Origin of the sequence: Rhizobium sp. SYY.PMSO, from assembly GCF_046840415.1 — a bacterium.
Taxonomy (GTDB): Bacteria; Pseudomonadota; Alphaproteobacteria; order Rhizobiales; family Rhizobiaceae; genus Rhizobium.
Map to the genome: position 1 here is coordinate 3,656,617 of NZ_CP177349.1, position 23,375 is coordinate 3,679,991.

A 23,375-nucleotide genomic window follows, 5' to 3' on the forward strand; every position below is an offset into this window, starting at 1 on the left:
TAAAGTCGGCTGAAATGCAGCGATGGCGGCGAGGAATTTCAAGCGATGAAAAAACCGGGATCGATGAAGGGACTCGAGGATCTGGGCCGCGTCAGGCTGTCGAAGAACTTCTTCTTTCGCGATTTCCTGCATTCGGAAATCGCCGATTTCTATCGCATTCCCAACATTCCCGAAGATCCGGATCTGGCGATCGAGTCCGGACGCAGGCTCTGCGAGGAGTTGCTGGAGCCGCTGGAGGCGACCTTTGGCCGGCTCCATATCCGGTCGGGTTACCGCTCGCCCGCGGTCAACGATTTCGGCAACAGGAACGGGCTGAATTGCTCGACGAATGCCCATACCGCCGCGCATCACATCTGGGATATGCGCGATCTCGACGGCTGCATGGGCTCGGCCGTCTGCATCGTCGTGCCCTGGCTCATCGATCACCACAGCCATGAGGGCGACTGGCAGAAGCTCGCCTGGTGGATCCACGACCATCTGCCCTACGCGTCGCTGTGCTTCTTCCCGAAGCTATGGGCCTTCAACATCCAGTGGCACGAGCGGCCGATGCGGACCATCCAGAGCTATGTCAGCCCGCGCGGCATGCTGACCAAGCCGGGCATGGACAATTGGGAAGGCGATCATTCCGCCCATTACGAGGGCTTCCCGAAGCTTAGAAGCTGATGCGGTAGCGAATGTGCCCGTCGGTCTCGACATAGGTGTCGTAGAGCTTGCGGGCGGTCGCGTTGCCCTCTTCGGTGTGCCAGTAAAGCCGGGCCCAGCTGTTCCTCTTGCAGAGCGACACGAGATCATCGAGGAGCGCGCGCCCGACGCCGCGGCCTCTGGCGCTTTCGTCGACGAAAAGGTCTTCCAGATAGCAGTCCGGTGCGCGCACCCATGTTCCCTCGTGGGTGATGCAGAGGGTGAAACCCTTTACCTCGCCGTCGACCTCCGCCACGCGCATGAAGATCGCCGACGCCGGATCGAAGACCCGGCGCCAGGTCGCATCGGTGATGTCGGGTGCGATGGTGACGCCGTAAAAGGCCAGATAACTATCCCATAGCGCGCGCCAGCGCGCTTCGTCTTCGGGTCTGGCGTCTCGGATCGTCACGGTCATCGGCCGGCCTTTGTTTATTCGCCGGCTGCGTCGAGCAGGCGCATGGCTTCATCGGAAAGCGAAAGCTTCGCCGAGTTGATTAGCGCGTCGAGCTGGCCGAGGCTAGTGGCGCTGGCGATGGGGGCCGTGACGCCGGGCTTGCGCAGCAGCCAGGCAAGCGCGATCTCGGCGGGCTTCGCGCCGGTTTCGGCCGCCACCTTGTCGAGGGCCGCGAGAATGCGCAGCCCTTTGTCGTCGAAATAGGCGGAAACCCGGTTCTCACGCGCCCTGCCTTCCGTATCCGCCTTGGTCCGGTATTTGCCGGTCAGGAAGCCGGCGGCGAGGCTGAAATAGGTGATGACGCCGATTTCCTCCTTTATGCAGAGATCCGCAAGCGGTCCCTCGAAGCTGTCGCGGGCATAGAGGTTATATTCGGGCTGCAGCACGTCATAGCGCGGCAGGCCGGCCTTGGCGGCGGCATCGAGCGATGCCTGGAGCTGCGTCGCATCGAGATTGGAGCAGCCGACATGGCGGATCTTGCCCTGTTCCTTCAGCTTCGCATAGGCGGCGAGCGATTCTTCATGCGGCGTTTCCGGATCCGGCCAATGCGACAGATAAAGGTCGATATGATCGGTCTGCAGCCGCTTCAGCGAGGCTTCTGCCGCCTCGATGATATAGCCGGCCTTCAGCCCCTTCTTGCCCGGCCCCATGTCCGATCCGACCTTGGTGATGATGATCGCCTTGTCGCGGGCGACGCGGCCCTGCTTCAGCCACTTGCCGATGATCTCTTCGGAATCGCCGCCTTTGTTGCCCGGAACCCAGCTGGAATAGACATCCGCCGTGTCGATCGTGTTGAAACCGGCGTCGAAGAAGGCGTCGAGCAATGCGTAGGAGGTTTTCTCGTCGGCCGTCCAGCCGAAGACGTTGCCGCCGAAAACGATGGGGGCGACCAGCAGATCGGTTCGTCCAAGCTTGCGCATGTCCATGATATATCTCCAAATCACTTGAGAGGCAGACCGGCGAACGGGCGCCGGAGGGAAGGGACAATGGCAAGGCTACCGGCCTTTCGCGGCGAACGCCACTAACGATTTCTTTATTCCGCCGCCGAGCGCCGGTAGTGGCTTGGCGGCAGAGCATTGTATTTCGACCAGACGCGCCGCATATGCCGCGGCGAGGCGAAGCCGGATTTTTCCGCCACGCGCTCCATGTCCAGCCGCGAATTGGCAAGCACGTCCCGCGCCAGCGTGACACGCATCAGATTGAGATAGGCCGTTACCGACAGGCCGGCATGCTCCTGAAACAGCCGGGAAATATGGCGTGCGCTCATCGCGCCGATGCCGGCAAGCTCGGAAAGCGACCAGTTGTGAGCGGGATCGGCCATGATCGCATCCTGAACGCGATGGATGGCGGGATGCACATGGTTTCTGCCGCTGAGCCAGGGCGAAAGCTGCGGCTCGGCCCCGGTTCGCCGCATATAAACGACCATGTGCCGGGCAATGGTCAGCGCCGTCATCGGCGAGGTCAGCTTGGAGGCGAGGTGCAGCATCAGGTCGGTGCCTGTGGTGATGCCGGCGCTCGAATAGCGGTCCCGGTCCTCGACATAGAGCCGGTTGTCGAGAACCCTCGCCGTCGGCGCATGTTGCCGGACCTCGTCAAGACAGGCGGCGTGCGTGGTGCAGGCATAGCCGTCCATCAGGCCGGCACGGGCGGCAAGCACGGCACCGGAGCAGATGGTGACGAGGGTGATGCCGGGACCGATCGCGCTTTTCAGCCACGTCGCAAGCGCAGCGAGCTCCGGTTCGATATCTCCGGCATCGTCGGGAGGGGTGACGCTGCCGGACAGGATGACGTAGGCACCTTCGGGAATGCGATCCGGCAGCGGCTTGAGATCGGCAAGCATCAGCCCGACCGAAGTCGTCTGCGACGGCTGGGTGGCGATGAAGCGATAGTCGAACAGGACGTCGTCCTGTTCGATATTGGCGCGGCGCAACACCTCCACCGGCCCGGCCACGTCCATCAGCAGCGTATAGGGCGGCAGAAGGACGTAGACGGGAATGATCCGCCGATGGAGGCGTCGGTCGCTTTGGGTCATGCGGCACTCCGGGTCGATGCGCCGGCGAGCGCTTCCTCGACGGTTGCGATGCGGGCGAAACGGCCAGACAGCACCAGCTCGCTGCGCTTCTTGATATCGTCGGCGCTGAAGACCGTGCCCGAGGCATGCGTCATCGGGAAGGTCAGGGTCGCCTCGGTGACGTAGTCGACTTCATAGCCCAGATCGGAGGCGTGCCGTGTGGTCGTCTCGCAGCATTGCTCCGTGCGAATGCCCGAGACGATCACCTTGCGGATGCCGTTCGCGACCAGCCAGACATCCAGGCCGGAGCCGACGAGCGCCGAATGACGCCGCTTGTGGAACACGGCATCGGCCTCCAGAGAGATTTCCTCGAGCTTGCGCACGAAGCCGCTCTTCAGGCTGAAATGCGCATCCTCATCCTCGACATGAAAAATCTGGATGACGGGAATTCCCTTTGCCCTGGCTCCGTCGATCAGCGCCTGCAGACGGCTGGTGAAAACAGGCAGATCGTCGGTTCGCCAGTATGGGCGCTGACGAAAGGATTCCTGGACGTCAATGACGAGCAGTGCGGTATCCGCATGGGACATTTCGGTATCTCCTGTGCTTGAAGGATAGCCGAGACTAGGTCTCGCTTGAAGGGCGCGAAAGCCATCTGGCGGACAGAAAGAGGACAAAAACGGACATTGCCTGGCGGCTGCGGTGCCGCTGCGTTTGCGGCTGTGGGCCGCTTCGGGCGTTGCGCCTTCGGCAAGGGCCGAATAAGGTTGCGCCGGTTTTGTCCGGAGCGGAATGACCCGCGTTTCGCTTCGCCCACCGCGTTCACAAGGAATCCCGCCGCAGGGGCCGTCTCGCGATCATCGCCATGCGGCCGTCTGCTTCGGGACGATGCTTCAGGAGAGAGAGTATGCTGCGCTTCGGAATTCTATCGACGGCGAAGATCGGCCGCGAGCTGGTGGTGCCGGCCATTCAGGATGCGGAAAACTGCGTGGTCACGGCGATCGCCAGCCGCGATCTCGATCGCGCCCGGCAGATGGCGGATCGCTTCTCGGTGCCGCATGCCTTCGGCTCCTACGAGGAGATGCTTGCCTCCGACACCATCGACGCTGTCTACATTCCCCTGCCGACCTCGCAGCATGTCGAATGGACGATCAAGGCGGCCGATGCCGGCAAGCATGTGCTGTGCGAAAAGCCGATCGCGCTCAAGGCGGACGAAATCGACAGCCTGATCGCCGCCCGCGATCGCAACAAGGTGCTGATAACGGAAGCCTACATGGTCACTTATGCGCCGGTCTGGCGGAAGGTCCGCTCGCTGCTTGCCGATGGCGCCATCGGCCGCCTGCGCCACATTCAGGGCGCCTTCACCTATTTCAACCGCGACGCCGGCAATATGCGCAATATCCCGGCGCTCGGCGGCGGCGGCCTGCCCGATATCGGCGTTTATCCGACGATCAGCACCCGTTTCGTCACCGGCCGCGAACCTCTGCGCATCCAGGCGGTGACGGAGCGCGACCCGGAATTCGGCACCGACATCTATTCCAGCGTCAAGGCTGATTTCGGCGATTTCGAACTCACCTTCTACATCTCGACGCAGATGGCCAATCGCCAGGTCATGGTCTTCCACGGCACCGAGGGCTTCATCGAGGTGAAGTCGCCCTTCAATGCCGACCGCTACGGCGCGGAAGAGCTGGAACTGAGCAATCGCGGTCACTCGGAATCGCAGATCTTCCGCTTCCCCGACAGCCGCCAGTACAAGCGCGAAGCGGAAGCCTTCGCCTCGGCCGCTCTCGGCGAGGGCACGGAAATCGTGCCGCTGGAAAGCTCGAAGCTCAACCAGAAGGTCATCGACGCCATCTATCGCGCCAGCGAGAAGGATGGCTGGGAGCCGGTCTGACCGGCTTCTGCGTTTTCCCGTGCAGTTCCCGACGGAAAGTCGCCATGCGTCTTTCGTGGAACTGCTTCAGGGATTTTGCCGGTGGCGGAACACGAAGCGTGAATAGCCGAAGAAGCTGAACGCCGTCGCCGCCGCCGAAGCCAGCGTCAGGGCGATGATCGGCCTCAACCCCGGCTCGGTCATCAGCAGCGAGCTGAACAGGGTATAGTTCAGCAATGCCGAGGTCAGGCCGACCGATCCGTAGCGGAAGCCTTCCGCCGCCAGCGATCGATTGGATCGTCCGAAGGTGAAGTTGCGGTTGATGAACCAGGTTGCGAGCAGCGCGCTCGGTATCGAAACGGCCCGGCCGACGAAGGGGCCGACCGGCGTAAACCACAGCAGCAGATGCAGGACGCCCGCATCGACCACGAAGCCGACGCCGCCGGCGATCAGGAAGCGAAGCAGCTTTTTCATGCGGCCTTGGCCTTTTTCTTCCGGCTCGCCGGCTTTTCGGGTTCCGCCATGCGGGCTGTCCGGCCGCCGCCGGCCTCGCTCGAAGAGGGCTTGGCAAGGCTCATGTAATGGATGCGCAATTGTTCGGCGCGGGCTCGCGCCACGGAATCGAGGATCAATCCGGCGGTAAACAGCATGAAGGTAATCATCGTCAGCGCCATGGAAAGCACCCAGGTCGGCATGCGCGTCACCAGACCGGTTTCGAAATACTCGACGAAGACGGGAATCGAGAAACCGATGCTGAGCTCCATGGAAATGGCGCTCAGAATGCCGAAGAAGGCGAAAGGCCGCGTTTCCTTCATCAGCATCGCGAACATCCAGAGGATCTTCCAACCGTCGCGGAAGGTCGAAAGCTTGGAATGCGAGCCTTCCGGCCGCCGCCCGTAATCGAGCTCCAGTTCACTGACCGGCAGCTTCAGCCGCGAGGCATGGACCGACATTTCCGTCTCGATCTCGAAGCCGCCCGATACGGCCGGGAAGCTCTTGACGAAGCGGCGCGAGAAGGCGCGGTAGCCGGAGAAGATATCGGTGAAATCGGCGCCGAAGATGGTGCGGTAGAGCCAGTTGAAAATGCGGTTGCCGAAGGCGTGGCCTTGCCGTCCGGCATCGCTATGCACGTTGCGGCGCGTGCCGACGACCATGTCGGAGCCCTCCGTCAGCAGCGTGCGGATCAGCTCTTCGCCGTCTTCGGGCGCATAGGTGCCGTCGCCATCGGCCATCAGGTAGATGTCGGCCTCGATGTCGGCGAACATGCGCCGCACCACATGACCCTTGCCCTGCCGGCGCTCGCGCACGACGGTCGCGCCCGCGAGTATCGCATGCAGCGCGGTGCCGTCGGTGGAGTTATTGTCGTAGACATAGATCGCAGCCTGCGGCAGGGCCTTGCGGAAGCCCCGCACGACATCACCGATCGTCGCGGCTTCGTTGTAGCAGGGCAGAAGGACGGCGATGTTCAGCTTCTCGTTCCACATGGTCTTGACCGGTTACTGCGTGTGAAGTCCAGGTGAGGACCGATGGACAATCCGGACGAGAGCTTATCCCGCTGGCTGTTAATAAGACCCTATGGCTGCGAAATAAAAATGGCGGGATCCCGGCATCGCGAAAACATTATCGTGATGAATTCGGTCATGGCGGCGGGCTTTACTGTTTCTTGATCGGCAACCGCTAGCGTAGCGCCCCGAATATGCTTCCAACATGGGGTTCATCGACATGGCGCAGAGCTTGGCAATGCCGCCGAAGACGGCCGGAGCGGCAGAGAGGCAAGCCTCGCTTCGCTGGTCGCATTCTGTCTTCGTCGCGCTCATCTATGCCGCCGTCGTCATCGTCGCGCAGCTCGTCATTCATCGCCATCTTGCGGATTATGTCGGCCCTGATAACGACGATGCGATGCGTCTCGTCGAAGTGCGCGATTTTCTTGCCGGCCAGGGCTGGTTCGACATGATGCAATATCGCCTCGGCCTCGAAGGCGGAACGCTGATGCACTGGTCGCGCTTCATCGATCTGCCGATTGCGGGCCTCATTCTCTTCTTCCGGATGTTCTTCTCGCCGGAAGGCGCCGAGGCGGCGGCGCTGACCGTCTGGCCGCTCATGCTCGTGCTGCCGCTGATGTTCTTCATGGGGCTGGCGGGCCGGCGCATCGCCGGCGCGGAAGGCATGCACTTTTCGCTGATCCTGACGGCAATGTTCATCCTGATCTCGCCGCGCTTCGTGCCGGGATCCATCGATCACGACAATGTCCAGCTCGGCCTCGTCGCCCTTACCGCCGCCATGCTGGTCGATGAAACCTATCGGCCGCGCAACTTCGCCATCGCCGCCGTCGCGCTTGCCGTCCAGCTCGGCATCGGTGCGGAGACGACACCCTTCGTGGCGGTCGCCTGCATGACGGTTGCCTGTCTGTGGGCCTGGAAAGGTGAAGATTTCGCTCCCGCCGCAAAGGCTTTCGCCTTGACGCTGGCGCTTGCCGTGAGTGCGGTTTTCTTCTCGCTGGTGCCGCCGCGCTTCTATTCGACGGTCACTTGCGACAATCTCTCGCTGGGCTTTTACGGCATTACCGGCGCCGGCTGCATCGGGCTATTGCTGTCGACGCTCCTTGCGAGCCGTCTGTCCCGGCCGTGGCGGATCGCGGTGCTGGCCGCCAACGGCGCGTTCGTGTTCGCGACGACGGTGGCGCTCGCGCCGCAATGCCTGCGCAATCCGCTTGCCGATCTGGATCCGATGCTGGTGCAGCTATGGTTGAGCAAGGTCACGGAGGCGCAATCGATCGTTTTGATGGCGCACAGCGAGCCGAATACGCTCGGGGCGTTCTATGCGACGGGCTTTCTGGCGATCCTTGTCTGCGCGCTCCGTATCCTGCGAAACGATCGGCCAAGCCTGCACGCGGTGCTCCTGGCTCTGGTTGCGGTCAACTGGGTGATTACCCTCGTGCAGGTGCGTGGCGCGGAGTTCGCCAATCTGCTGGCGATCCCGCCATTGGCCCTGCTGATCGCCGAACTGCGGCGGACCTACATGGCCGATACCAGAAGCTTGCGCTCGGCCTTGCTCTATGTCGGTGCGATGCTGGTTTCCGTCCCGGCCGTGTGGGCCGTCGGCGGTGCTCTCGCCAGCAAAAGTCTCGGCAACAACCTTGCCGTCGCGGCCCCTGCCAAGGCCGAGGAGAGCGCCGATTGCGCCTCGAAGGCAGCGCTGGCGCCCATCGCCGGCCTGGAGCCCGGGGTGATCGTATCGGCTTCCAACATGGGAGCGCCGCTTTTGCGCTTCACGCCGCATCGCGCGCTCTCCGGACCCTATCATCGCGATCAGGCCGGGATGCTGGCCGAGCTGCATATCGCCCTTGCGGAGCCGCAGCAGGCGGAGGCGCTTCTCCGCGAAGCAAAGGTGACGCTGGTCGCCTTCTGCAAGGGCGATCCGCAGGTGGAAATGCTGTCGGAGATGGAGCCGAAAGGACTGTATGCCCAGCTCGGTGCGGGCCATGTGCCGGCTTATCTGGAACCGATCCCGGCACCGGCGGATGCGCCGGTTCGCTTCTTCCGTTTCAAACCGCAGGGTTGAGCTGGAACAATTCCAGGAAACGTGCGCAGCGGTTCACGCGCGCCGTTGCTCCAGCATGCCGGCTGTGACGATGTAGCCGATGAAACCGAGGTTGTAGCCGCCGAGCGCAATGAACAGTGTCATCAGCGGCGGCGGCACGACGGACATTGCAACCGCCGCCATGAAGGCGATGCTCACCAGGGCCACGCCGAGCAAGGCGCCGATGGTGGTGCGCTGCAGCCCGGCGGCAATTCCGATGATCGTGGCGGTCGCGAATATCATCGCTCCATATCCTCTTTACCAAAAACCAGTTTGCACAGATTTACGCGTGGATGGCTAAGAAAGGCTTTGTCAGTAGGGTTAACGCTTCATGAAGCAATAAGCTCCATGGCCGTTACGGAACATGCAGAGAAGGCGACGGCACCTCGAATATGCGCACAACCGCTTCCTCCGATCGATTCAGACTTAAGGGGTATGCACAAGGCTCCGCATTTTCCGCGACATCGGCTAGAAAGAGGACATGAGCAGCTTTTTTGAGAATGATTCGCCGTCGAACCTGACGGAATATTCCGTCTCGGAACTATCCGGATCGATCAAGCGCACGGTCGAGAACGCCTTCGACCAGGTGCGGGTGCGCGGGGAAATCTCCGGCTATCGCGGCCCACATTCCTCGGGCCATGCCTATTTCTCGCTGAAGGACGATCGCTCCCGCATCGACGCGGTCATCTGGAAAGGCACGTTTTCCAAGCTGAAATTCCGCCCCGAGGAAGGAATGGAAGTCATCGCCACCGGCAAGGTGACGACCTTCCCCGGCTCCTCGAAATATCAGATCGTCATCGAAAGCCTGGAGCCGGCCGGTGCCGGTGCCTTGATGGCGTTGCTGGAGGAGCGCAAGCGTAAGCTCGGCGCCGAGGGTCTTTTCGATTCCGAGCGCAAGCGCCGGCTTCCCTTCATGCCAAAGGTGATCGGCGTCGTCACCTCGCCGACCGGCGCCGTCATCCGCGATATCCTGCACCGCATCTCCGATCGCTTCCCGGTGCATGTGCTGGTCTGGCCGGTAAAGGTACAGGGGGAGGGTTCCGGCGACGAGGTGGCGAATGCCATTCGCGGCTTCAACGAGTTTGCACCCGGCGGCTCGATCCCGCGCCCCGACGTGCTGATCGTCGCACGCGGCGGTGGCAGTCTGGAGGATCTCTGGAGCTTCAACGACGAGGCCGTGGTCCGTGCCGCAGCGGCCAGCGAAATCCCGCTGATTTCGGCGGTCGGCCACGAGACCGACTGGACCTTGATCGACTACGCCGCCGACATGCGCGCCCCGACGCCGACGGGTGCGGCCGAAATGGCCGTGCCGGTGAAGGCCGAACTGGAGGCGCAGCTTGCAAGCCTCGCCGCCCGGCTGCAGGGCGGCGTGAGCCGCCAGATGGATCAACGCCGGCAATCGGTGCGCGCGCTGTTGCGCGCCCTGCCTTCGCTCGACCAGATTCTGGCCCTGCCGCGCCGCCGTTTCGACGAGGCCGCCGCCGGTCTCGGCCGGGGGCTGGAGCTGAACACGCTGAACAAGCGCCGCGCCTTCGAGCGCATGGCTTCTCAGTTGCGGCCGGATATCCTGTCGAACCGCATTGCCGAGCGCCGCCAGCAACTGGGCGAGCGCATGACCCGGGCGGAGCGGACCATCGAGCGCATGCTCGATCGCTCCCGTGCCCGCATCGAGCGCGCCGACGCGGTCTTCGCTACGCTGCCGTCGCGCCTCGAAGCGCAGACGGGGAGGGCTCGCGACCGGCTCGGCAATCTCGTGCGTCACGCCGATACGGCCATCCGTCATCAGCTGACCCGCGCACGCAGCGAGCTCGTGGCGCAGGAGCGCATCCTGCAATCGCTCTCCTACAAGAACGTCCTGAAGCGTGGATACGCGGTCGTCCGCGACGAGGATGACCGCCCGGTTTCGCTGGCTTCGGCGCTTTCCACGGGCACGGCGATCTCCATCGAATTCGCGGATGGCCGCGTGGGCGCGATCACAGGAGAGGGCGATGCAGCGCCATCGCCGACCGTTCCGCCAACAGGAGCCGCGCCGGCGAAGAAGCGAGCTGCAAAGCCGGCGGAATCCGCCGCTCCGCCAAAGCAGGGAAGCCTCTTCTGATGCATATCCTGCTGGTGCTGGCCCATCCTTTGGAAGACAGCTTCGCCGCCGCCGTGGCGAGACTTGCACAGGAAACGCTTGCCGCCGGCGGTCACGAGGTCGATCTGCTCGATCTCTATCGCGAGGGTTTCGATCCCAGCCTTTCGGAAGCCGAGCGGCGCGGCTATTTCGATGAGCCCTATGACACGTCAGGCGTCGACAATGTCGTCGCCCGTCTGCGAGCCGCAGAAGGACTTATCCTGGTCTTTCCGCAATGGTGGTTCAATTTTCCGGCCATCCTTAAGGGCTTCTTCGATCGCGCCTTTGCGCCGGGCGTCGCATTCACCCATGATCCCGCAGGCGGTCGCATCGTGCCGCAGCTCACCAATATCCGGCTGTTCTGGGCGCTGACCACCACGGGCTCGCCCTGGTGGATCTTGCACTTCTATATGGGCAATCCGGTGCGCCGCCTGTTGAAGCGCGGCATTGCCGCCTTCTGCGCCAAGCGACTGAATTTTCGCATGCTGGCGCTGCACGATATGGACCGCGTCACCGATGCCGGGCGCAAGGCGCATCTCGAACGCGTCAGGAAAGCGCTGGCGACGATCTGACCCGCGATGCCGGCCAAAAAAATGCCGCGGCAGGGATACCGCGGCACGATCGCATTCGAATGTCCGGACCTCGTCAGGCCCATTCGCCCTTGCGCATGACGGGCACGCGCGAGCCGTCGGCATTGATGCCGTCGATATCGACCTTGTCGGAGCCGATCATCCAGTCGATGTGGATGAGGCTGGAATTGCCGCCCTGCGCCTTGATCTGCTCCTGGCTGAGCTTGGCGCCGTCGATGAAGCACTTCGAATAGCACTGGCCGAGCGCGATGTGGCACGAGGCGTTTTCATCGAACAGCGTGTTGTAGAACAGGATGCCGCTCGCCGAAATCGGCGAGGAGTGCGGCACCAGCGCCACTTCGCCAAGCCGGCGCGCACCTTCGTCGGTGTCGAGCACCTTGTTCAGCACTTCCTCGCCGCGCGTCGCCTTGGCCTCGACGATCCGGCCACCTTCGAAGCGCACCTGGATATTGTCGATCAGCGTGCCCTGATGCGACAGCGGCTTGGTGGAGGACACATAGCCCTCGACGCGCAGCGCATGCGGTGTGGTAAAAACTTCTTCCGTCGGGATGTTCGGGTTGCAGGTGATGCCGTTCTTGGCCGTCGAGGCGCCGCCGTGCCATTCATGGCCGTCAGCGAGACCGACCGTCAGGTCGGTGCCCGGTCCCTGGAAATGCAGGGCGGCGAAGCGCTGGCCGTTCATCCAGGCCGAGCGCTTGTGCAGATTGGCATTGTGCTCCGCCCATGCCGCGATCGGGTCTTCGACATCGACGCGCGAGGCCGAGAAGATCGCCTTGGCGAGCTTGGCGACGGCGATGGCTTCCGGGTCGTTGGGGAAGACCAGCTTCGCCCAGGAGGGGTTTGGATAGGAAACGATGTTCCAGTTGGTGTCGAAATTCGAGATCTTTTCGAGCGCAGGCTTGTAGGCGGCCGAATTGGCGCGGTTGGCGCGCGCGACCTTGTTCGGGTCCTGGTTGGAGAGCAGCATCGGATTGTCGCCGGCAATGGCAAGGCGCGCCGTGTTGTTGGAGAAGGCCTTGGCCATGCCTTCATAGAGCCACGTCGCGGCGCGGTCGAAGCTCGCATCCTGGCCGTATTCATAGCGGGCGAGCGTCGTCTCTTCGTCGGAATAGAAGGTGGAAACGATACCGGCACCGGCCTTGTAGGCCTCGCGCGTGATCAGCCGCACCAGCGGCATCGCTGCGACCGGCGCCGTCACGAGCAGATCCTGACCTTCCTGAAGCTGCAACCCGACCTTTACGGCCACTTCCGCAAGCTTCTCCAGCTTGACGTGATCGACGGGGTGATGGTTTGGGGAGGCTGATGTCATGGCAAAACCTGCGTGCTTGCTATCGAAAGATGGTTTGAAGACTTAGACCGCTTTGCGGCGAAATTGAAGGCGGTTTGTCCGATCGCGGAGATCGTCAAGCGCCTGCCGAGCGATCGTCAGGCAATCAGCGGCGCGGCCTTGGCCTTGAGCGCGGTCAGGGCATCCTGCGGGCTGAGCCTCACCTGCAGGCCGCGCTGGCCGCCGTTGATGTAGACATAGGCCTCGGTCATCGCCTGCGCCTCGATCGCCGTGGGAACGAGCTTTTTCTGGCCGAAAGGGCTGATGCCGCCGACATGGTAGCCCGTCAGGCGTTCGGCATCGGCAGGTTTCATCATGGCAGCCGACTTGCCGCCAAAGGCTGCGGCAAGCTTCTTCATGCTGACCTCGTGATCCGAAGGCACCACGGCGCAGACCGGCTTGCCGTCCACCTCGGCCATCAACGTCTTCAGCACGCGATGCGGCTCCTCGCCGATCGCTTCCGCCGCCTGCAGGCCGACACGCTCGGCATTTGGATCGTAGTCGTAGGCATGCACGGTGAAGGCGACTTTCGCCTGGGTCAGCACTTGTGTCGCGCGGGTGGTTTTTGACATGAAGTTATCTCTAAGCGGCCTTGCCGAATGCAGCTGCATAAATATCGGGCTTGAACCCGACCAGCAGCTTTCCGTCCGCCTCCAGCACCGGGCGCTTGATCATCGAAGGCTGGGCCAGCATCAGGGCGATGGCCTTGTCCTTCGTCAGGTCTGTGCGATCCGCTTCCGGCAGGGCCCTAAAGGTCGTGCCGGCGCGGTTGAGGATGATTTCCCAGCCTGCTTCCTTCGTCCAGCGCTCCAGGTGGTCCCTGTCGATGCCGGCGGCCTTGTAGTCGTGGAAATCATAGGCGATGCCGTGGCTCTCTAGCCAGGTCCGCGCCTTCTTCATCGTGTCGCAGTTCTTGATGCCGTAAATGGTGATCGTCATGTCGAATCCGTCCCTTGCCGTCAGATAGGCCATAGCATGCGAATAAAGCCCGGTGAAAGCCGAAGCTGTAGCGAAGCGATTCTCTCCCATCCATTGCGGTTGCCGCCGACAATGCTGTAAATATGCAGCATGCATATTCATGGCGCGGACGGAGCATGGCGACAGACAGGGAAATTTTGCGGCTGGAAAATCTCTTTGGCGCCATGAGCCTCGCTCTGGTGGACAAGATGGAAAAGGCCTTTGCCGATGAAACCGGCTTCGGCCCAAGCGCCATTGCCGCCATTGTCCAGATCGGCACCGAGCCCGGCCTGACCATCGAGACCCTTCGCAGGATGATCGCGCTCTCCCATTCCGCCACGGTGCGCCTTGTCGACCAATTGGTGGCGTCCGATCTCGTGCTGCGCGCCGGCGGCGTCGAGGGGGACAAGCGCGCCCGTTCGTTGCAGCTGACGGCGAGCGGCCGTGCGCTGTTCGACCGCAGCCTTGCGGCCCGCCGCGCTGTCATCGTCCGCGCGTTCAAAGCCTTGAAGCCTGAAGAGACCGAACAGCTCGGCCGTCTGGTGGAAAAGCTGCTGCCGGCGCTGGTCGACCCCGGCGACGACCAGGATGTCGTCTGTCGCGTTTGCGATCAAGGCGTTTGCGATCAGGATCGTTGTCCCATTGCCTTCATCGCATAGCGCTCGGGAGTGCGGTCTTGACAGATCTTCAAAATATATGCACTATGCATACATATATAATGAAAAGCGCGAAGAAGCGATTTCGATGGTCTGAACATCGCCTGCATCAATTCGATCGGAGGCATGAGCGTGATGGAAAATCGTTCGATTATTATCCGGCTAAGGGACATGTCGCGCCCGACAGCTGTCGGCGCGGGGAGTTCTCTTAGCCGCTTCGGCACGCTTCTGCGGGAAGCGGCCGCAATCGCCTTTGTCGTGCGATGCAAGGTGATTGGCGGCCGCTAGGACAAACTAGTCTTCCAGCGTACCTGGCTTGCGGGAAATTGCGCTCGGCCGGTCGGAGCCGATCTTCATCAGGTCGCCGCGCCGGCGCACCAGCCGATCCGAGACGCGGGTGACGATCAGACCCGCCTGCGGTGCGCGGACATCGGTGGTCCCATCCGGCATGCCGGGCGCTGTGATGATGGTCGCCAGCAGATCGCCTTCCTCGACCCGTTCGCCGATATTACGGTGGAAAAGCACGGTGCCGGCCTCCGGGGCGCGGATCATCTCGACATTGTCGAGCGGCACAGCCGGCCCGGCAAAGGCGGGGAGTGCGACGCTGTCGTCCTGCACTGCGCCGCGCGCCGCCAGGAAGCGCCAGAGCCCTTCGGCATCGGTCTTCGCCATTTCGGGGTAGACATCGCGGGTGCCGCGCAATTCCACCGTGACCGAAAGCTTGCCCGGCAGCCTCGCCTTCTTTTCCCCCGGCACTTCGTATTTCCAGGCGAAGCTGACGGCCTCCTCGAATGCCGAGCTTTCCCCATCCGACAGCAATACGGTATCCATCCTCAACGCCGCGGCAAGATCTTCCGCCTCGGGCCAGAAAGCCTCGTCGATATAGGCATATTGCAGGGATTCGTCGTCGCAATGGAGATCGATCACCAGATCGGCGCCGAGCGCCATGTGGATCAGCTGCCGCTTCAGCCGGTCGACGGCGGGATAGCGTTCCAGATTTTCGATCAGAAGATCGCGGTCGCGCAGCGAGATCAGCGGGAAGTCGCGGTTGAAATTGGTACGCGAACCCAGATCGAAACGGCCCTGCATTTCGCCGAAGTGCGATTGCGCCGCGCCGATCGGATTGGCATGCGGCACGACGATGATATCGCTGAGGATTGCGCCTGCCGCTTCCGCCTGCCGCAGGCGCTCGCAGAGGAAATGAACGAGCGCCGTGCCCGGTAGCTCGCCGGCATGCAATGCCGCCTGGATATAGATCTTCGGAGCAGTGGCCCTGTTGCCGGCGAAATGCAGGACAGGCAACCGCCAAGCAATCCCCGGAGTGTCGCCCTCGATGACGATTTCGGTGACGTTCATGTGCGGGCCTCCTGCCATAGTGATCGCAGACCCATATAAAGCCTTCACCGCGGCCTGCAACCGTTTGTCGCCATGCGACGCATGGCGAGCGTGGAGAAAAGCCCGGATGGCTTTCAGGGGTTGCGGTTTCTGCGCAGGCAGAAGCTCAGGATCAGGCCGAGCAGCACCGCCCCGACGCCGAACGAAAAGGGCGCGGCATAGCCGAGATGATCGGCAAACAGGCCCGCGATCGGGCCGGTCGAGCCGAGCGACACATCGAGGAAGATCGAATAGAGTCCGAGCGCGACGCCGCGATTTTGCGGCGGGATGCGCTCCATGGCTTCGTTGCCGAGCGCCGGGAAGACGGGCGCAAAGCCCGCGCCGGCAAGAGCCGCGCCGATGATGGCGACGGTCGGGGAGGGGGCAAGGGCAAGCGCAGCCAGGCCGATGACTTCGACGACGAGCGAAATGTGCACGAGCGGCAGACCGCCGAAGCGCGCGACCGCCTGCGCAAGGCCGAGGCGTACACCCATGAAGGCAAGACCGAAAGCACTCAGGGCGAAAGAGGCGCCGTCCCAGTTACGGCTATGGAAGAACAGCGCGACGAAAGCCATGACCACGCCGAAGCCGCTGGAAGCAAGCGCGAGCGCGACGCCGAACGGCGCGACACGGCTCAGCACCTGGCCGGTGCCGATGCCCTTTTCCTTGACGCCCGGTACGGGCGGCCGCGTTTGCGCCAGCATGAAGCCGGCGACCGCCAGGATGATGGTGACGACGCCGATGGCGAAGAAGCCGTATTGCCCCTGCAGCCAGGCGCCGAACGGTGCGGCGAGCGCGATGCCGCCGTAGGTGGCGATGCCGTTCCAGGAGATGATGCGAACCGTCTCGCGCGACCCCATCAGGCCGATCGCCCAGGTGATCGCCGCCGTGCTCACCCAGCTTTCGCCGATGCCGAGCGCCAGCCGGCCGGCGAGCAGGAGAGCGAGGCTCGCCGTCGGCACGTTGACCGTAAATGTCGAGGCGAGCGTCAGGGCGCCGGACAGGCCATAGGCGAGGAAGCCGAGCAGGACGGAGCGGCGCGGCCCGTACTGATCGCATAGCCGCCCGACTTGGGCGCGGCTGACGATGGTCGCCACATATTGCGTGCTGACGGCGATGCCGGCCCAGATGACGCCGAAGCCGAGGCTGCTATCGACATAGGTCGGCAGCACCGCGAGCGGCAGGCCGATGGCGATATAGCCGAAGAACGTCAGTGCGACGATCGACAGGAGGGACAGCGTCGAGGTGGAGCGGATGGTCTGGGAGGCAGTGTTCACGGGATATCGCCTGCGGGCACCGGCAACGGTGTCCATGCTGTTTGCCACGAAGGACGGGATTCGTATCGGATAGCCACGACGACGTCGGCCGGATGGCCGTGCATCGCCAAGAGTGACCGGTATCAGGCAAAGGCAGGCATGGTCAACGAATTGCTGCCTTGCAGCAAAAGCGATTGACGGGATGAATTGATTGTGCGTGCGATGGAAGATCCTGCATCGCGGGAGCGGAGCCGGTTTGCCGGCCCCGCCTGAAACGTCCTACATCGTCAGTACGACACTGGCCGTCGTGCGGCCGGCCTCCAGATCGGCATGGGCTCTGGCCGCATTCTTCAGCTCGTATTCGGCGCCGATCGGGTTCGCCAGGCCGGCCTGCAGCGCCGCCATCAGCGCCGTGGTGCCCTGGCGATAGAGTTCGGGATCGTTGGCGTAGGTCAGCACGCTCGGGCGCGACAGGCTGATGGCGCGGGGCGCGGTCAGCTCCTCTATCTGGATCGGCGGAATGGGGCCTGCCGCCTGGCCGAGGCTCGCGACCATGCCGAAGGGGCGGACGCAGGCAAGCGTCTGCGACAGCATCGTTCCGCCTATGCCATCGACGGCGAGGTGCACGCCGCGGCGATCGGCGATGCGGCGCGTTTCCTCCACCCAATCCTCCGATGTATGCAGGAGAACGGCATCGGCTCCGGCCTCGTAGGCGAAGCCCGCCTTGGCTTCGGAGCCGACCGTGGCGATGACGTTCGCGCCGAGCCGCTTGGCAAGGCGCGTGACGAGCTGGCCGAGGCCGCCGGCCCCCGCATGGACCAGCACCCATTCGCCGGCTTTTACGGGATAGACCTTTTGCAGCACCATATGGGCCGTCAGCCCGCGCAGCATCGTGCTGCCGGCAACCCTTTCGCTGACGTCGTCCGGCAATTTCACCAGGCGGGCGGCCGGCATCGTGCGCACCTCGGCGTAGCTGCCGAGCGGGTGGCCGACATAGGCGACCCGGTCTCCGGCCTTCAGTCCTTCCACGCCGGGGCCGACCGCCTCGACGACGCCGGCGCCCTCGAAGCCGAGTACGCTCTGGCCCGGCGGCAGCGGGTAGAGCCCGGAGCGGACGTAGATATCGACGAAGTTGACGCCGGAGATGCTTTGGCGAATCCGGGCCTGGCCGGGGCCGGGTTCCGTGGCTGGGAGATCGACGGCTTTCATGGCCTCGGGTCCACCGGGGCCGGCAATGGTAATCGCTAGGGGCATGCGGAAGTCTCCTTTCGGGAGATCTTTGACCACAAACGTCGATTTGAATAAATTCGGTATGAACTCACCGTATCTGTGCAATAATGCACCGATGATCGACTGGCAGGATCTTCTTCACTTCGCCGCCTTGGCACGAACCGGCTCGCTCTCGGCAGCGGCGCGGGAGCTTGGCGTCGACCACGCGACGGTTGGCCGGCGCATTGCAGCGCTGGAGCGTTCACTGGATCTGCGCCTGATCGACCGGCGGCCGCGCACCTCGCCTCTGACGGCGGACGGCCGCGCCATTGCCGAACTGGTGACGGGGATGGAGGAGAATGTCGAGGCGATCAGGCGCTATTCGAAGAGCGCCGTCGCCGGGCTTTCGGCTGCCGTCAAGGTCAGCGCGCCGCCCTCGATCGCCGCGCATCTTCTCGCCCAGAAAGCGGCGCTGTTTCGCGCGGAGCATCCGGATATCACCCTGACCATCGCGGGCGTCACCCGCCGGGCCGCGCTGAACTACGGCGAGGCCGACATAGCCGTGCGCATGACGCGGCCGGAAGAGAGCGATCTGCTGGTGCGGCGCATCGGCGTCATGCGCTTCGGCCTCTATGCCATCCCGGCCGTGGCGCAAATGCCCGAGAAGGATTGGACCTTCATCGGCTACGATGCGGCCATGGAGCATCTGACGCAGCAGACCTGGCTGCGCAACCTCCTCGACGGCCGGCCGATCGTGTTTCGCGCCACCGATGTTTTCGGTCAGCTCGAGGCTGCCCGCGCCGGTCTCGGCGTCGTGGCGCTTCCGGCCTTTCTGGGCGATGGCGAGGCAGGGTTGACACGCCTGCCGGTGCCGGTCCCGCCACCCGTGCGCGATCTCTGGCTCGTGACCTATCCGGATCTGCGCCGCTCGCCGGCCATTCGCGCGGTGATGGACTTCGTCACCGATGTCATCGGACGAAGCTGCCCGCTGCGTGAAGGCGCGGATGCCGCGGCGTAGGGCCGATTTCCAATCGGCATTTTCCTGTTGCAGCCCGGTGGCGAATCTCTATCCATAAGCGGATGGGCCACACGTACGGTCGGTGATCGATGGCGAAGCTGGGCAGTTGGTTCGTGGTGGACAGGGCGGATCTGGTCGCGGGCATATCGGTTGCCGGGCTGATGCTGCCGGAAGCGGTCGCTTACGCAGGGATTGCCGGTCTGCCGCCGCACCGCGCCATTCTCGCCGGCATCGCCGGATGCCTGGTCTACGCCATATTCGGCCGCAGCCGCTTCGCCATCGTCTCTCCGACATCCTCGTCGGCCGCCATTCTTGCCGCGACATTGGCTGTCGTGCCGGGCGATGCCACCGTCAAGGCGGGGCTTGCCACGGTTGCCGTCGCGCTCGCGGGCATCCTTTTCGTCGTCGCCGGCGCATTGCGCCTCGGCGGCATCACCGGCTTCATCTCGCGGCCCGTGCTGCGTGGCTTCGCGCTGGGTCTGGCGATCACCATCATCTTGCATCAGCTTCCGATCCTCGTCGGCGTGCCTGCGCAGGGCTCGAATATCCTGGCTTACGCGGCCGCGCTGTTTGGCGCGGTTTTGCAGTGGAATCCGATCAGCGTCGCCGTCGGCATCATCGCTTTGGCGGCTTTGCTGCTGCTGAAGCGATTGCCGGGCGTTCCCGGCGCCTTCCTCGTACTCGCCGCCGGCATCTTTTCCTCCTATCTGTTCGGCCTTGAAAGCCATGGGGTGAAGCTGGTCGGCGCAATCGAGATCCTGCCGCAATGGCCGTCGCTGCCGGATGCCGACTGGACCGCCTATTCGCGTCTGGTGCAGTTCACAGTGCCGCTCGTGCTCATCCTCTTTGCCGAATCCTGGGGAACGATGCGGGCCTTGGCGCTGCGCTACGGAGAAACGCTGGAGGTCAACCGCGAACTCGGCGCGCTCGGTGCCGCCAATATCGCCAGCGCCGTCGTTCAGGGCATGCCGGTCGGCGCGGGCTTTTCCGCCGGTTTTGCCAGCGAGGCGGCGGGGGCGAAGACGCGGGCCACCACCGTCCTTGCCGCCATCGGCCTCGCGATCCTGATTGCCTGTGCCGGTCCGCTGGTGGCGCTTCTGCCCGAGCCGGTGCTGGCCGCTGTCGTCATCGCGGCCCTCAGCCATGCGCTCGATCCCGGCCCGATCCTGCGTCTGCGCCGCCTGCACCGCGATTTCTATGTGGCGCTGGGCGCTGCCGTCGGCGTGCTGGCCTTCGGCGTGCTCAACGGCATGCTGCTGGCGATCGCGCTCTCGCTCGCCGCCATGATGCATCGTCTGGCGTCCCCGCATGTCGCCCGCCTGGGCCGCCTCGACGACGGCCACGACTTCGTCGATATCGCCAGACATGACAATGCCCGCGAGATACCGGGCATCGCTATCTGGCGCCCCGGCGAGACCCTGTTCTTCGGCAATGCCGATACGATCTTCGGCGAGATCCTCTCGGGCAGCCGCGACGAAGCCGGTCTGCGCGCCGTCATCCTCAGCCTGGAGGAAAGCTCCGACATCGACAGCACGGCGATGGACGCCCTGATGGAATTCGATAGCGCCACGCAGCGCGCCGGTCTGCACGTCCAGTTCGCCCGCGTGCATGACCGCGTTCGCGACCTTATGACGGCCGCCGGCGTTGCCGGCATCGACAGCCGCTGCAGCTTCAGCGTCGATGATGCCGTGGCGGCGGTGATGGCTGGCGATCAGCCGAAGGCGTGAATGCGCCGCTCAGTCGTGCAGCGGCCAATAGCAAAGATGGTCGTGAGTTGCCTTGCCGTACAGGCTGTTGATCAGCACGAAATCTCTGGCGGTCCACGAAACGGGCTCTTCGAGCAGGATGTCCGGAATGAGATGGCCCTGATAAAGCAGCGTCATATGCGGCTCGACCGGCTTTTCGCGGCCTCTCTTGAAGCCTGTCAGTTCGATGGCTTCATCCAGTTCGCGATGAAGCGCTTTCAATTCCGCGTTTCCATCCTTGTTCCATAAGACAAGCGGCCGATTGTCTCTATTGCCGAAGCTCACAACCCGATCGAACAGGACTGGAAACGATCGCTTTCTAATCGTCGACGCTGCCTCCATTGCCGCAAACGCCACGTCTTCGGGCAATTCGCGCATCGGATCGATCTGCATTCGATAGAGAGTGATATGGAACAGATCCTTGCGCCGCGGCTTCGTTGAAAAGCCGTATTGGCGGCGAAACGTTCCGGCGAGTTCAAAACTGCGCGCGGCCGTCTCCTGATCGGGCAGGATAGCAAAATAGAGCCCATTGGCTGGCTCCTGTTCCGAGGGCAGCGATGTCTGTCTGCGCCCTCCGTCTCCGAGATTGAGTGAGAGTTGCCTGTTGTTCTTCATGGATCGCTTCAAAGCTTACACGCTCTGCCTCCTTCCATTTTCCCCATGCCGACATCATACGATCCGATGATAGCCATATCAAGAACAAAACAAGAACATTGGTCGGATTGGGCACGACCGCGGGCGGCAATCCTCATTTAGAGAGGCGCGGCCGAATAAAAGGCCGGCCCGGTCTGTTCACGCCATGCCGGGGTTTCGTCGCATCTCTTTCAAAAGGAACGACCATCATGTGCGTCAAGATCTTCTTTTCGGCCGCTTTTCTCGCTCTTACCGGCTTTGCTGTCGCCTCCTGCACGACCTCCGGTGGCTCCGGCAGCGGCACGACGCAAAACTCTCCTCCGTCGGGCGGCGGATATTGATAGGGTGCTTGCCGCCCTCGTTGCTCGATTTTATCGTGGCAAAGACGGTGGCAAGTTTCGATCTTCGCAAGAATCGGGTTGAATCCGACGCTTTCCGGGACGATTTTCATGACAAGTGGAAACACGGGAGCTTTCGTCATGAACGAGACAAGGCAGAATTATTCGATCTTCGAAACCGCCGGCGGCTTCTGCGGCATCGCCTGGAGCGATGTCGGAGTCCTGCGCTTTCAATTGCCGACCAACGACGCGGGAGCGACCGAGCGCCTGCTTCTGCGCCGGCTGCCGAATGCGCAGCCCACCTCGCCGACCGCGGCGGTCGCGGACGTGATCGCCCAGGTGAAGCGCTATTTCGCTGGCGAGGAAATCGATTTTTCCGGCGTCACGCTCGACCTTGGCGAGCAGGATGATTTCTTCAGGCAGATCTACGATGCCGCCCGGCAGGTCGGCTGGGGCCACACCACGACCTATGGAACTCTGGCCAAGCAGCTTGGCGCAGGGCCTGAAGCCGCGCGCGATGTCGGTCAGGCCATGGCAAAAAATCCGGTGGCATTGATCATCCCCTGCCATCGCGTGCTGGCGGCGGGCGGCAAGATCGGCGGCTTTTCGGCGCCCGGCGGCTCGAATGCGAAGGCGCGCATGTTGGAACTGGAAGGCGTCCAGCTGGCGCCGCCGAAACCGGTGCAGCAATCGCTGGCGTTTTAAGCCGAACGCCGTCAACGGCGCCGGCCCCCGCGACCTATTCTTTCGGCGCCTGACGGGCGCGGGAAAACAGCAATGTGTCCTTATCGTTGAAGCGGACCGGCATCGGATCGCGATAGCCGGCCTTTTCGGCAACGCGGATCGAGGCCGCATTGCCCGGCGAGATCAGGCAGACACTGCGGTCGAATCGAGGCTGATCGTCCAGCCAGGCAATGGCGGCGGCCAGCGCTTCGGTGGCAAAGCCCTTGCCATGCGCCCATGCCGCCAGCGTCCAGCCGGCTTCCGGAATGCCTTTGATCGGCGGATCCGTGAGCCGATGGAAATCGGCAAAGCCGAGATCGCCGACATAGCTGCCGGACGATTTCTCGCGGATTGCCCAGTAGCCATATCCGAGCAGCGGCCAAAGACCATGATAGGACAGCATCCGCATCCATGACTCTCTTGAAGTGGAGACGACGTTGCCGAAAATATGCTTCACCACCAACGGGTCGCTCCACATGGCGGCAAGCGGAGCGAAGTCATCGAGCGTATGGCCCGTCAGGATAAGCCGTTCTGTTTCCAGTTGCGGCGGAGAGAATGTGGGTTCCATGAAGGCATACCTTTAAATCCAGCTCTGGACGGTCGGCTGAAGACGCTCGGCCAGGCCATCCATATACGGCAGAAAACAGACCTCGCATCCCTTGTTCGATTCATAGACGAAATCGCACAATGCATTGCTGCTTTCGACCCATCGCGAGGTGTCGCCGACGATGACGAGCTGGGAGCGATAGTTGACGAGTTTCTGGATAATCGCGCCTCGTGGGGTGTTCGCCATCATTCCGCGTAATCGATGAGCGATGCCTATCATGTCGCGCAGCGC

Annotated in this window: 27 protein-coding genes; 10 read left to right on the forward strand and 17 right to left on the reverse strand. The window is 63.1% G+C overall.

What is annotated here, in order from left to right; translation table 11 throughout:
- Window positions 1–45 precede the first annotated feature (45 nt).
- Complete coding sequence (locus tag ACJJVH_RS17690) at window positions 46–663, forward strand: hypothetical protein (protein ID WP_113356135.1); 618 nt, start codon at window positions 46–48, stop codon at window positions 661–663.
- Here the strand turns inward: ACJJVH_RS17690 and ACJJVH_RS17695 are convergent.
- The 4 genes from ACJJVH_RS17695 to ACJJVH_RS17710 form a co-directional block, all read right to left on the reverse strand.
- Window positions 653–1,096, reverse strand: coding sequence for a GNAT family N-acetyltransferase (locus ACJJVH_RS17695; protein WP_113356136.1), 444 nt, complete (start codon window positions 1,094–1,096; stop codon window positions 653–655). The two genes, ACJJVH_RS17690 and ACJJVH_RS17695, sit on opposite strands and share 11 nt — an antisense overlap.
- A 14-nt stretch (window positions 1,097–1,110) precedes the next feature.
- Window positions 1,111–2,061: an aldo/keto reductase gene (locus tag ACJJVH_RS17700; RefSeq protein WP_112801284.1), complete on the reverse strand. Its 951-nt coding sequence runs from the start codon at window positions 2,059–2,061 to the stop codon at window positions 1,111–1,113.
- Between the two features lie 107 nt (window positions 2,062–2,168).
- Window positions 2,169–3,167, reverse strand: coding sequence for a helix-turn-helix domain-containing protein (locus tag ACJJVH_RS17705; RefSeq protein ID WP_113371903.1), 999 nt, complete (start codon window positions 3,165–3,167; stop codon window positions 2,169–2,171).
- Complete coding sequence (locus tag ACJJVH_RS17710; protein ID WP_112801280.1) at window positions 3,164–3,733, reverse strand: isochorismatase family protein; 570 nt, start codon at window positions 3,731–3,733, stop codon at window positions 3,164–3,166. Before ACJJVH_RS17710 ends, ACJJVH_RS17705 begins: the two co-directional genes overlap by 4 nt.
- A 317-nt stretch (window positions 3,734–4,050) precedes the next feature.
- On the opposite strand from ACJJVH_RS17710, the gene ACJJVH_RS17715 reads away from it, so the two are divergent.
- Window positions 4,051–5,037 (forward strand): Gfo/Idh/MocA family protein, encoded by a 987-nt coding sequence (locus ACJJVH_RS17715; protein ID WP_113356139.1) that lies wholly within the window; start codon window positions 4,051–4,053, stop codon window positions 5,035–5,037.
- Between the two features lie 66 nt (window positions 5,038–5,103).
- Here the strand turns inward: ACJJVH_RS17715 and ACJJVH_RS17720 are convergent, their stop codons facing one another.
- Together ACJJVH_RS17720 and ACJJVH_RS17725 are read right to left on the reverse strand one after the other, a co-directional pair.
- Entirely contained in the window at window positions 5,104–5,490 is a 387-nt protein-coding gene (locus ACJJVH_RS17720) for a GtrA family protein (RefSeq protein ID WP_113392539.1), read from the reverse strand.
- Window positions 5,487–6,500, reverse strand: a complete 1,014-nt coding sequence (locus tag ACJJVH_RS17725; RefSeq protein ID WP_113356140.1) for a glycosyltransferase — start codon at window positions 6,498–6,500, stop codon at window positions 5,487–5,489. Before ACJJVH_RS17725 ends, ACJJVH_RS17720 begins: the two co-directional genes overlap by 4 nt.
- Before the next feature lie 42 nt (window positions 6,501–6,542).
- Here ACJJVH_RS17725 and ACJJVH_RS17730 point away from each other — a divergent pair, with 42 nt between their 5' ends.
- Both ACJJVH_RS17730 and ACJJVH_RS17735 read left to right on the forward strand, forming a co-directional pair.
- Entirely contained in the window at window positions 6,543–6,683 is a 141-nt protein-coding gene (locus ACJJVH_RS17730; RefSeq protein WP_412064450.1) for a hypothetical protein, read from the forward strand.
- 55 nt (window positions 6,684–6,738) lie between these two features.
- Window positions 6,739–8,577, forward strand: coding sequence for a hypothetical protein (locus tag ACJJVH_RS17735; protein WP_412064451.1), 1,839 nt, complete (start codon window positions 6,739–6,741; stop codon window positions 8,575–8,577).
- Window positions 8,578–8,610: 33 nt separating this feature from the next.
- On the opposite strand, the gene ACJJVH_RS17740 is transcribed toward ACJJVH_RS17735, so the two are convergent.
- On the reverse strand, window positions 8,611–8,838 hold the full coding sequence (locus ACJJVH_RS17740; RefSeq protein ID WP_112801270.1) for a homogentisate export protein: 228 nt from the start codon (window positions 8,836–8,838) through the stop codon (window positions 8,611–8,613).
- A gap of 238 nt (window positions 8,839–9,076) precedes the next feature.
- Here ACJJVH_RS17740 and xseA point away from each other — a divergent pair, with 238 nt between their 5' ends.
- Window positions 9,077–10,693, forward strand: a complete 1,617-nt coding sequence (gene xseA / locus ACJJVH_RS17745) for an exodeoxyribonuclease VII large subunit (protein WP_412064452.1) — start codon at window positions 9,077–9,079, stop codon at window positions 10,691–10,693.
- Complete coding sequence (locus ACJJVH_RS17750; RefSeq protein WP_412064453.1) at window positions 10,693–11,283, forward strand: NAD(P)H-dependent oxidoreductase; 591 nt, start codon at window positions 10,693–10,695, stop codon at window positions 11,281–11,283. Before xseA ends, ACJJVH_RS17750 begins: the two co-directional genes overlap by 1 nt.
- 73 nt (window positions 11,284–11,356) lie before the next feature.
- On the opposite strand, the gene ACJJVH_RS17755 is transcribed toward ACJJVH_RS17750, so the two are convergent.
- The 3 genes from ACJJVH_RS17755 to ACJJVH_RS17765 all read right to left on the reverse strand — a co-directional run bounded on the left by ACJJVH_RS17755 (window position 11,357) and on the right by ACJJVH_RS17765 (window position 13,567).
- Entirely contained in the window at window positions 11,357–12,610 is a 1,254-nt protein-coding gene (locus ACJJVH_RS17755) for an aminopeptidase (protein ID WP_412064454.1), read from the reverse strand.
- A 116-nt stretch (window positions 12,611–12,726) separates the two neighbouring features.
- The gene (ybaK, locus tag ACJJVH_RS17760; protein WP_113371909.1) at window positions 12,727–13,200 is read right to left on the reverse strand and encodes a Cys-tRNA(Pro) deacylase; all 474 of its coding nucleotides are present in this window, start codon (window positions 13,198–13,200) and stop codon (window positions 12,727–12,729) included.
- Window positions 13,201–13,210: 10 nt separating this feature from the next.
- On the reverse strand, window positions 13,211–13,567 hold the full coding sequence (locus ACJJVH_RS17765; protein ID WP_412064455.1) for an ArsC family reductase: 357 nt from the start codon (window positions 13,565–13,567) through the stop codon (window positions 13,211–13,213).
- A 155-nt stretch (window positions 13,568–13,722) separates the two neighbouring features.
- Between ACJJVH_RS17765 and ACJJVH_RS17770 the strand changes: the two genes are divergently transcribed.
- A complete protein-coding gene (locus ACJJVH_RS17770; RefSeq protein WP_412064456.1) occupies window positions 13,723–14,244 on the forward strand; it encodes a MarR family winged helix-turn-helix transcriptional regulator in 522 nt (173 codons plus the stop codon).
- A gap of 291 nt (window positions 14,245–14,535) precedes the next feature.
- Here the strand turns inward: ACJJVH_RS17770 and ACJJVH_RS17775 are convergent, their stop codons facing one another.
- The 3 genes from ACJJVH_RS17775 to ACJJVH_RS17785 all read right to left on the reverse strand — a co-directional run bounded on the left by ACJJVH_RS17775 (window position 14,536) and on the right by ACJJVH_RS17785 (window position 18,125).
- Window positions 14,536–15,597 (reverse strand): succinylglutamate desuccinylase/aspartoacylase family protein, encoded by a 1,062-nt coding sequence (locus ACJJVH_RS17775; RefSeq protein WP_412064457.1) that lies wholly within the window; start codon window positions 15,595–15,597, stop codon window positions 14,536–14,538.
- Between the two features lie 113 nt (window positions 15,598–15,710).
- Complete coding sequence (locus tag ACJJVH_RS17780; protein WP_412064458.1) at window positions 15,711–16,892, reverse strand: MFS transporter; 1,182 nt, start codon at window positions 16,890–16,892, stop codon at window positions 15,711–15,713.
- A gap of 258 nt (window positions 16,893–17,150) precedes the next feature.
- A complete protein-coding gene (locus tag ACJJVH_RS17785) occupies window positions 17,151–18,125 on the reverse strand; it encodes a quinone oxidoreductase family protein (RefSeq protein ID WP_412064459.1) in 975 nt (324 codons plus the stop codon).
- 91 nt (window positions 18,126–18,216) lie between these two features.
- Here ACJJVH_RS17785 and ACJJVH_RS17790 point away from each other — a divergent pair, with 91 nt between their 5' ends.
- Together ACJJVH_RS17790 and ACJJVH_RS17795 are read left to right on the forward strand one after the other, a co-directional pair.
- Window positions 18,217–19,098, forward strand: a complete 882-nt coding sequence (locus tag ACJJVH_RS17790) for a LysR family transcriptional regulator (protein WP_113371913.1) — start codon at window positions 18,217–18,219, stop codon at window positions 19,096–19,098.
- A gap of 89 nt (window positions 19,099–19,187) precedes the next feature.
- Window positions 19,188–20,825, forward strand: coding sequence for a SulP family inorganic anion transporter (locus ACJJVH_RS17795; RefSeq protein ID WP_412064460.1), 1,638 nt, complete (start codon window positions 19,188–19,190; stop codon window positions 20,823–20,825).
- Window positions 20,826–20,834: 9 nt separating this feature from the next.
- On the opposite strand, the gene ACJJVH_RS17800 is transcribed toward ACJJVH_RS17795, so the two are convergent.
- Together ACJJVH_RS17800 and ACJJVH_RS17805 are read right to left on the reverse strand one after the other, a co-directional pair.
- Window positions 20,835–21,458, reverse strand: coding sequence for a 2'-5' RNA ligase family protein (locus tag ACJJVH_RS17800; RefSeq protein WP_113423907.1), 624 nt, complete (start codon window positions 21,456–21,458; stop codon window positions 20,835–20,837).
- A gap of 133 nt (window positions 21,459–21,591) precedes the next feature.
- Window positions 21,592–21,942 (reverse strand): hypothetical protein, encoded by a 351-nt coding sequence (locus ACJJVH_RS17805; protein WP_412064461.1) that lies wholly within the window; start codon window positions 21,940–21,942, stop codon window positions 21,592–21,594.
- 13 nt (window positions 21,943–21,955) lie between these two features.
- Here ACJJVH_RS17805 and ACJJVH_RS17810 point away from each other — a divergent pair, with 13 nt between their 5' ends.
- Complete coding sequence (locus tag ACJJVH_RS17810) at window positions 21,956–22,519, forward strand: methylated-DNA--[protein]-cysteine S-methyltransferase (RefSeq protein WP_412064462.1); 564 nt, start codon at window positions 21,956–21,958, stop codon at window positions 22,517–22,519.
- Window positions 22,520–22,553: 34 nt separating this feature from the next.
- On the opposite strand, the gene ACJJVH_RS17815 is transcribed toward ACJJVH_RS17810, so the two are convergent.
- Both ACJJVH_RS17815 and ACJJVH_RS17820 read right to left on the reverse strand, forming a co-directional pair.
- Entirely contained in the window at window positions 22,554–23,105 is a 552-nt protein-coding gene (locus ACJJVH_RS17815; protein WP_113356151.1) for a GNAT family N-acetyltransferase, read from the reverse strand.
- A 12-nt stretch (window positions 23,106–23,117) separates the two neighbouring features.
- Window positions 23,118–23,333 (reverse strand): DUF4180 domain-containing protein, encoded by a 216-nt coding sequence (locus ACJJVH_RS17820; protein ID WP_412064463.1) that lies wholly within the window; start codon window positions 23,331–23,333, stop codon window positions 23,118–23,120.
- Window positions 23,334–23,375 lie beyond the last annotated feature (42 nt).

Excerpts from the sequence above, each read along its gene's own strand:
- ACJJVH_RS17690 (WP_113356135.1), top strand. The coding sequence starts at position 46 with ATGAAAAAACCGGGATCGATGAAGGGACTCGAGGATCTGGGCCGCGTC.
- ACJJVH_RS17695 (WP_113356136.1), bottom strand. The coding sequence starts at position 1,096 with ATGACCGTGACGATCCGAGACGCCAGACCCGAAGACGAAGCGCGCTGG.
- ACJJVH_RS17700 (WP_112801284.1), bottom strand. The coding sequence starts at position 2,061 with ATGGACATGCGCAAGCTTGGACGAACCGATCTGCTGGTCGCCCCCATC.
- ACJJVH_RS17705 (WP_113371903.1), bottom strand. The coding sequence starts at position 3,167 with ATGACCCAAAGCGACCGACGCCTCCATCGGCGGATCATTCCCGTCTAC.
- ACJJVH_RS17710 (WP_112801280.1), bottom strand. The coding sequence starts at position 3,733 with ATGTCCCATGCGGATACCGCACTGCTCGTCATTGACGTCCAGGAATCC.
- ACJJVH_RS17715 (WP_113356139.1), top strand. The coding sequence starts at position 4,051 with ATGCTGCGCTTCGGAATTCTATCGACGGCGAAGATCGGCCGCGAGCTG.
- ACJJVH_RS17720 (WP_113392539.1), bottom strand. The coding sequence starts at position 5,490 with ATGAAAAAGCTGCTTCGCTTCCTGATCGCCGGCGGCGTCGGCTTCGTG.
- ACJJVH_RS17725 (WP_113356140.1), bottom strand. The coding sequence starts at position 6,500 with ATGTGGAACGAGAAGCTGAACATCGCCGTCCTTCTGCCCTGCTACAAC.
- ACJJVH_RS17730 (WP_412064450.1), top strand. The coding sequence starts at position 6,543 with ATGGACAATCCGGACGAGAGCTTATCCCGCTGGCTGTTAATAAGACCC.
- ACJJVH_RS17735 (WP_412064451.1), top strand. The coding sequence starts at position 6,739 with ATGGCGCAGAGCTTGGCAATGCCGCCGAAGACGGCCGGAGCGGCAGAG.
- ACJJVH_RS17740 (WP_112801270.1), bottom strand. The coding sequence starts at position 8,838 with ATGATATTCGCGACCGCCACGATCATCGGAATTGCCGCCGGGCTGCAG.
- xseA (WP_412064452.1), top strand. The coding sequence starts at position 9,077 with ATGAGCAGCTTTTTTGAGAATGATTCGCCGTCGAACCTGACGGAATAT.
- ACJJVH_RS17750 (WP_412064453.1), top strand. The coding sequence starts at position 10,693 with ATGCATATCCTGCTGGTGCTGGCCCATCCTTTGGAAGACAGCTTCGCC.
- ACJJVH_RS17755 (WP_412064454.1), bottom strand. The coding sequence starts at position 12,610 with ATGACATCAGCCTCCCCAAACCATCACCCCGTCGATCACGTCAAGCTG.
- ybaK (WP_113371909.1), bottom strand. The coding sequence starts at position 13,200 with ATGTCAAAAACCACCCGCGCGACACAAGTGCTGACCCAGGCGAAAGTC.
- ACJJVH_RS17765 (WP_412064455.1), bottom strand. The coding sequence starts at position 13,567 with ATGACGATCACCATTTACGGCATCAAGAACTGCGACACGATGAAGAAG.
- ACJJVH_RS17770 (WP_412064456.1), top strand. The coding sequence starts at position 13,723 with ATGGCGACAGACAGGGAAATTTTGCGGCTGGAAAATCTCTTTGGCGCC.
- ACJJVH_RS17775 (WP_412064457.1), bottom strand. The coding sequence starts at position 15,597 with ATGAACGTCACCGAAATCGTCATCGAGGGCGACACTCCGGGGATTGCT.
- ACJJVH_RS17785 (WP_412064459.1), bottom strand. The coding sequence starts at position 18,125 with ATGCCCCTAGCGATTACCATTGCCGGCCCCGGTGGACCCGAGGCCATG.
- ACJJVH_RS17790 (WP_113371913.1), top strand. The coding sequence starts at position 18,217 with ATGATCGACTGGCAGGATCTTCTTCACTTCGCCGCCTTGGCACGAACC.
- ACJJVH_RS17795 (WP_412064460.1), top strand. The coding sequence starts at position 19,188 with ATGGCGAAGCTGGGCAGTTGGTTCGTGGTGGACAGGGCGGATCTGGTC.
- ACJJVH_RS17800 (WP_113423907.1), bottom strand. The coding sequence starts at position 21,458 with ATGAAGAACAACAGGCAACTCTCACTCAATCTCGGAGACGGAGGGCGC.
- ACJJVH_RS17810 (WP_412064462.1), top strand. The coding sequence starts at position 21,956 with ATGAACGAGACAAGGCAGAATTATTCGATCTTCGAAACCGCCGGCGGC.
- ACJJVH_RS17815 (WP_113356151.1), bottom strand. The coding sequence starts at position 23,105 with ATGGAACCCACATTCTCTCCGCCGCAACTGGAAACAGAACGGCTTATC.
- ACJJVH_RS17820 (WP_412064463.1), bottom strand. The coding sequence starts at position 23,333 with ATGATGGCGAACACCCCACGAGGCGCGATTATCCAGAAACTCGTCAAC.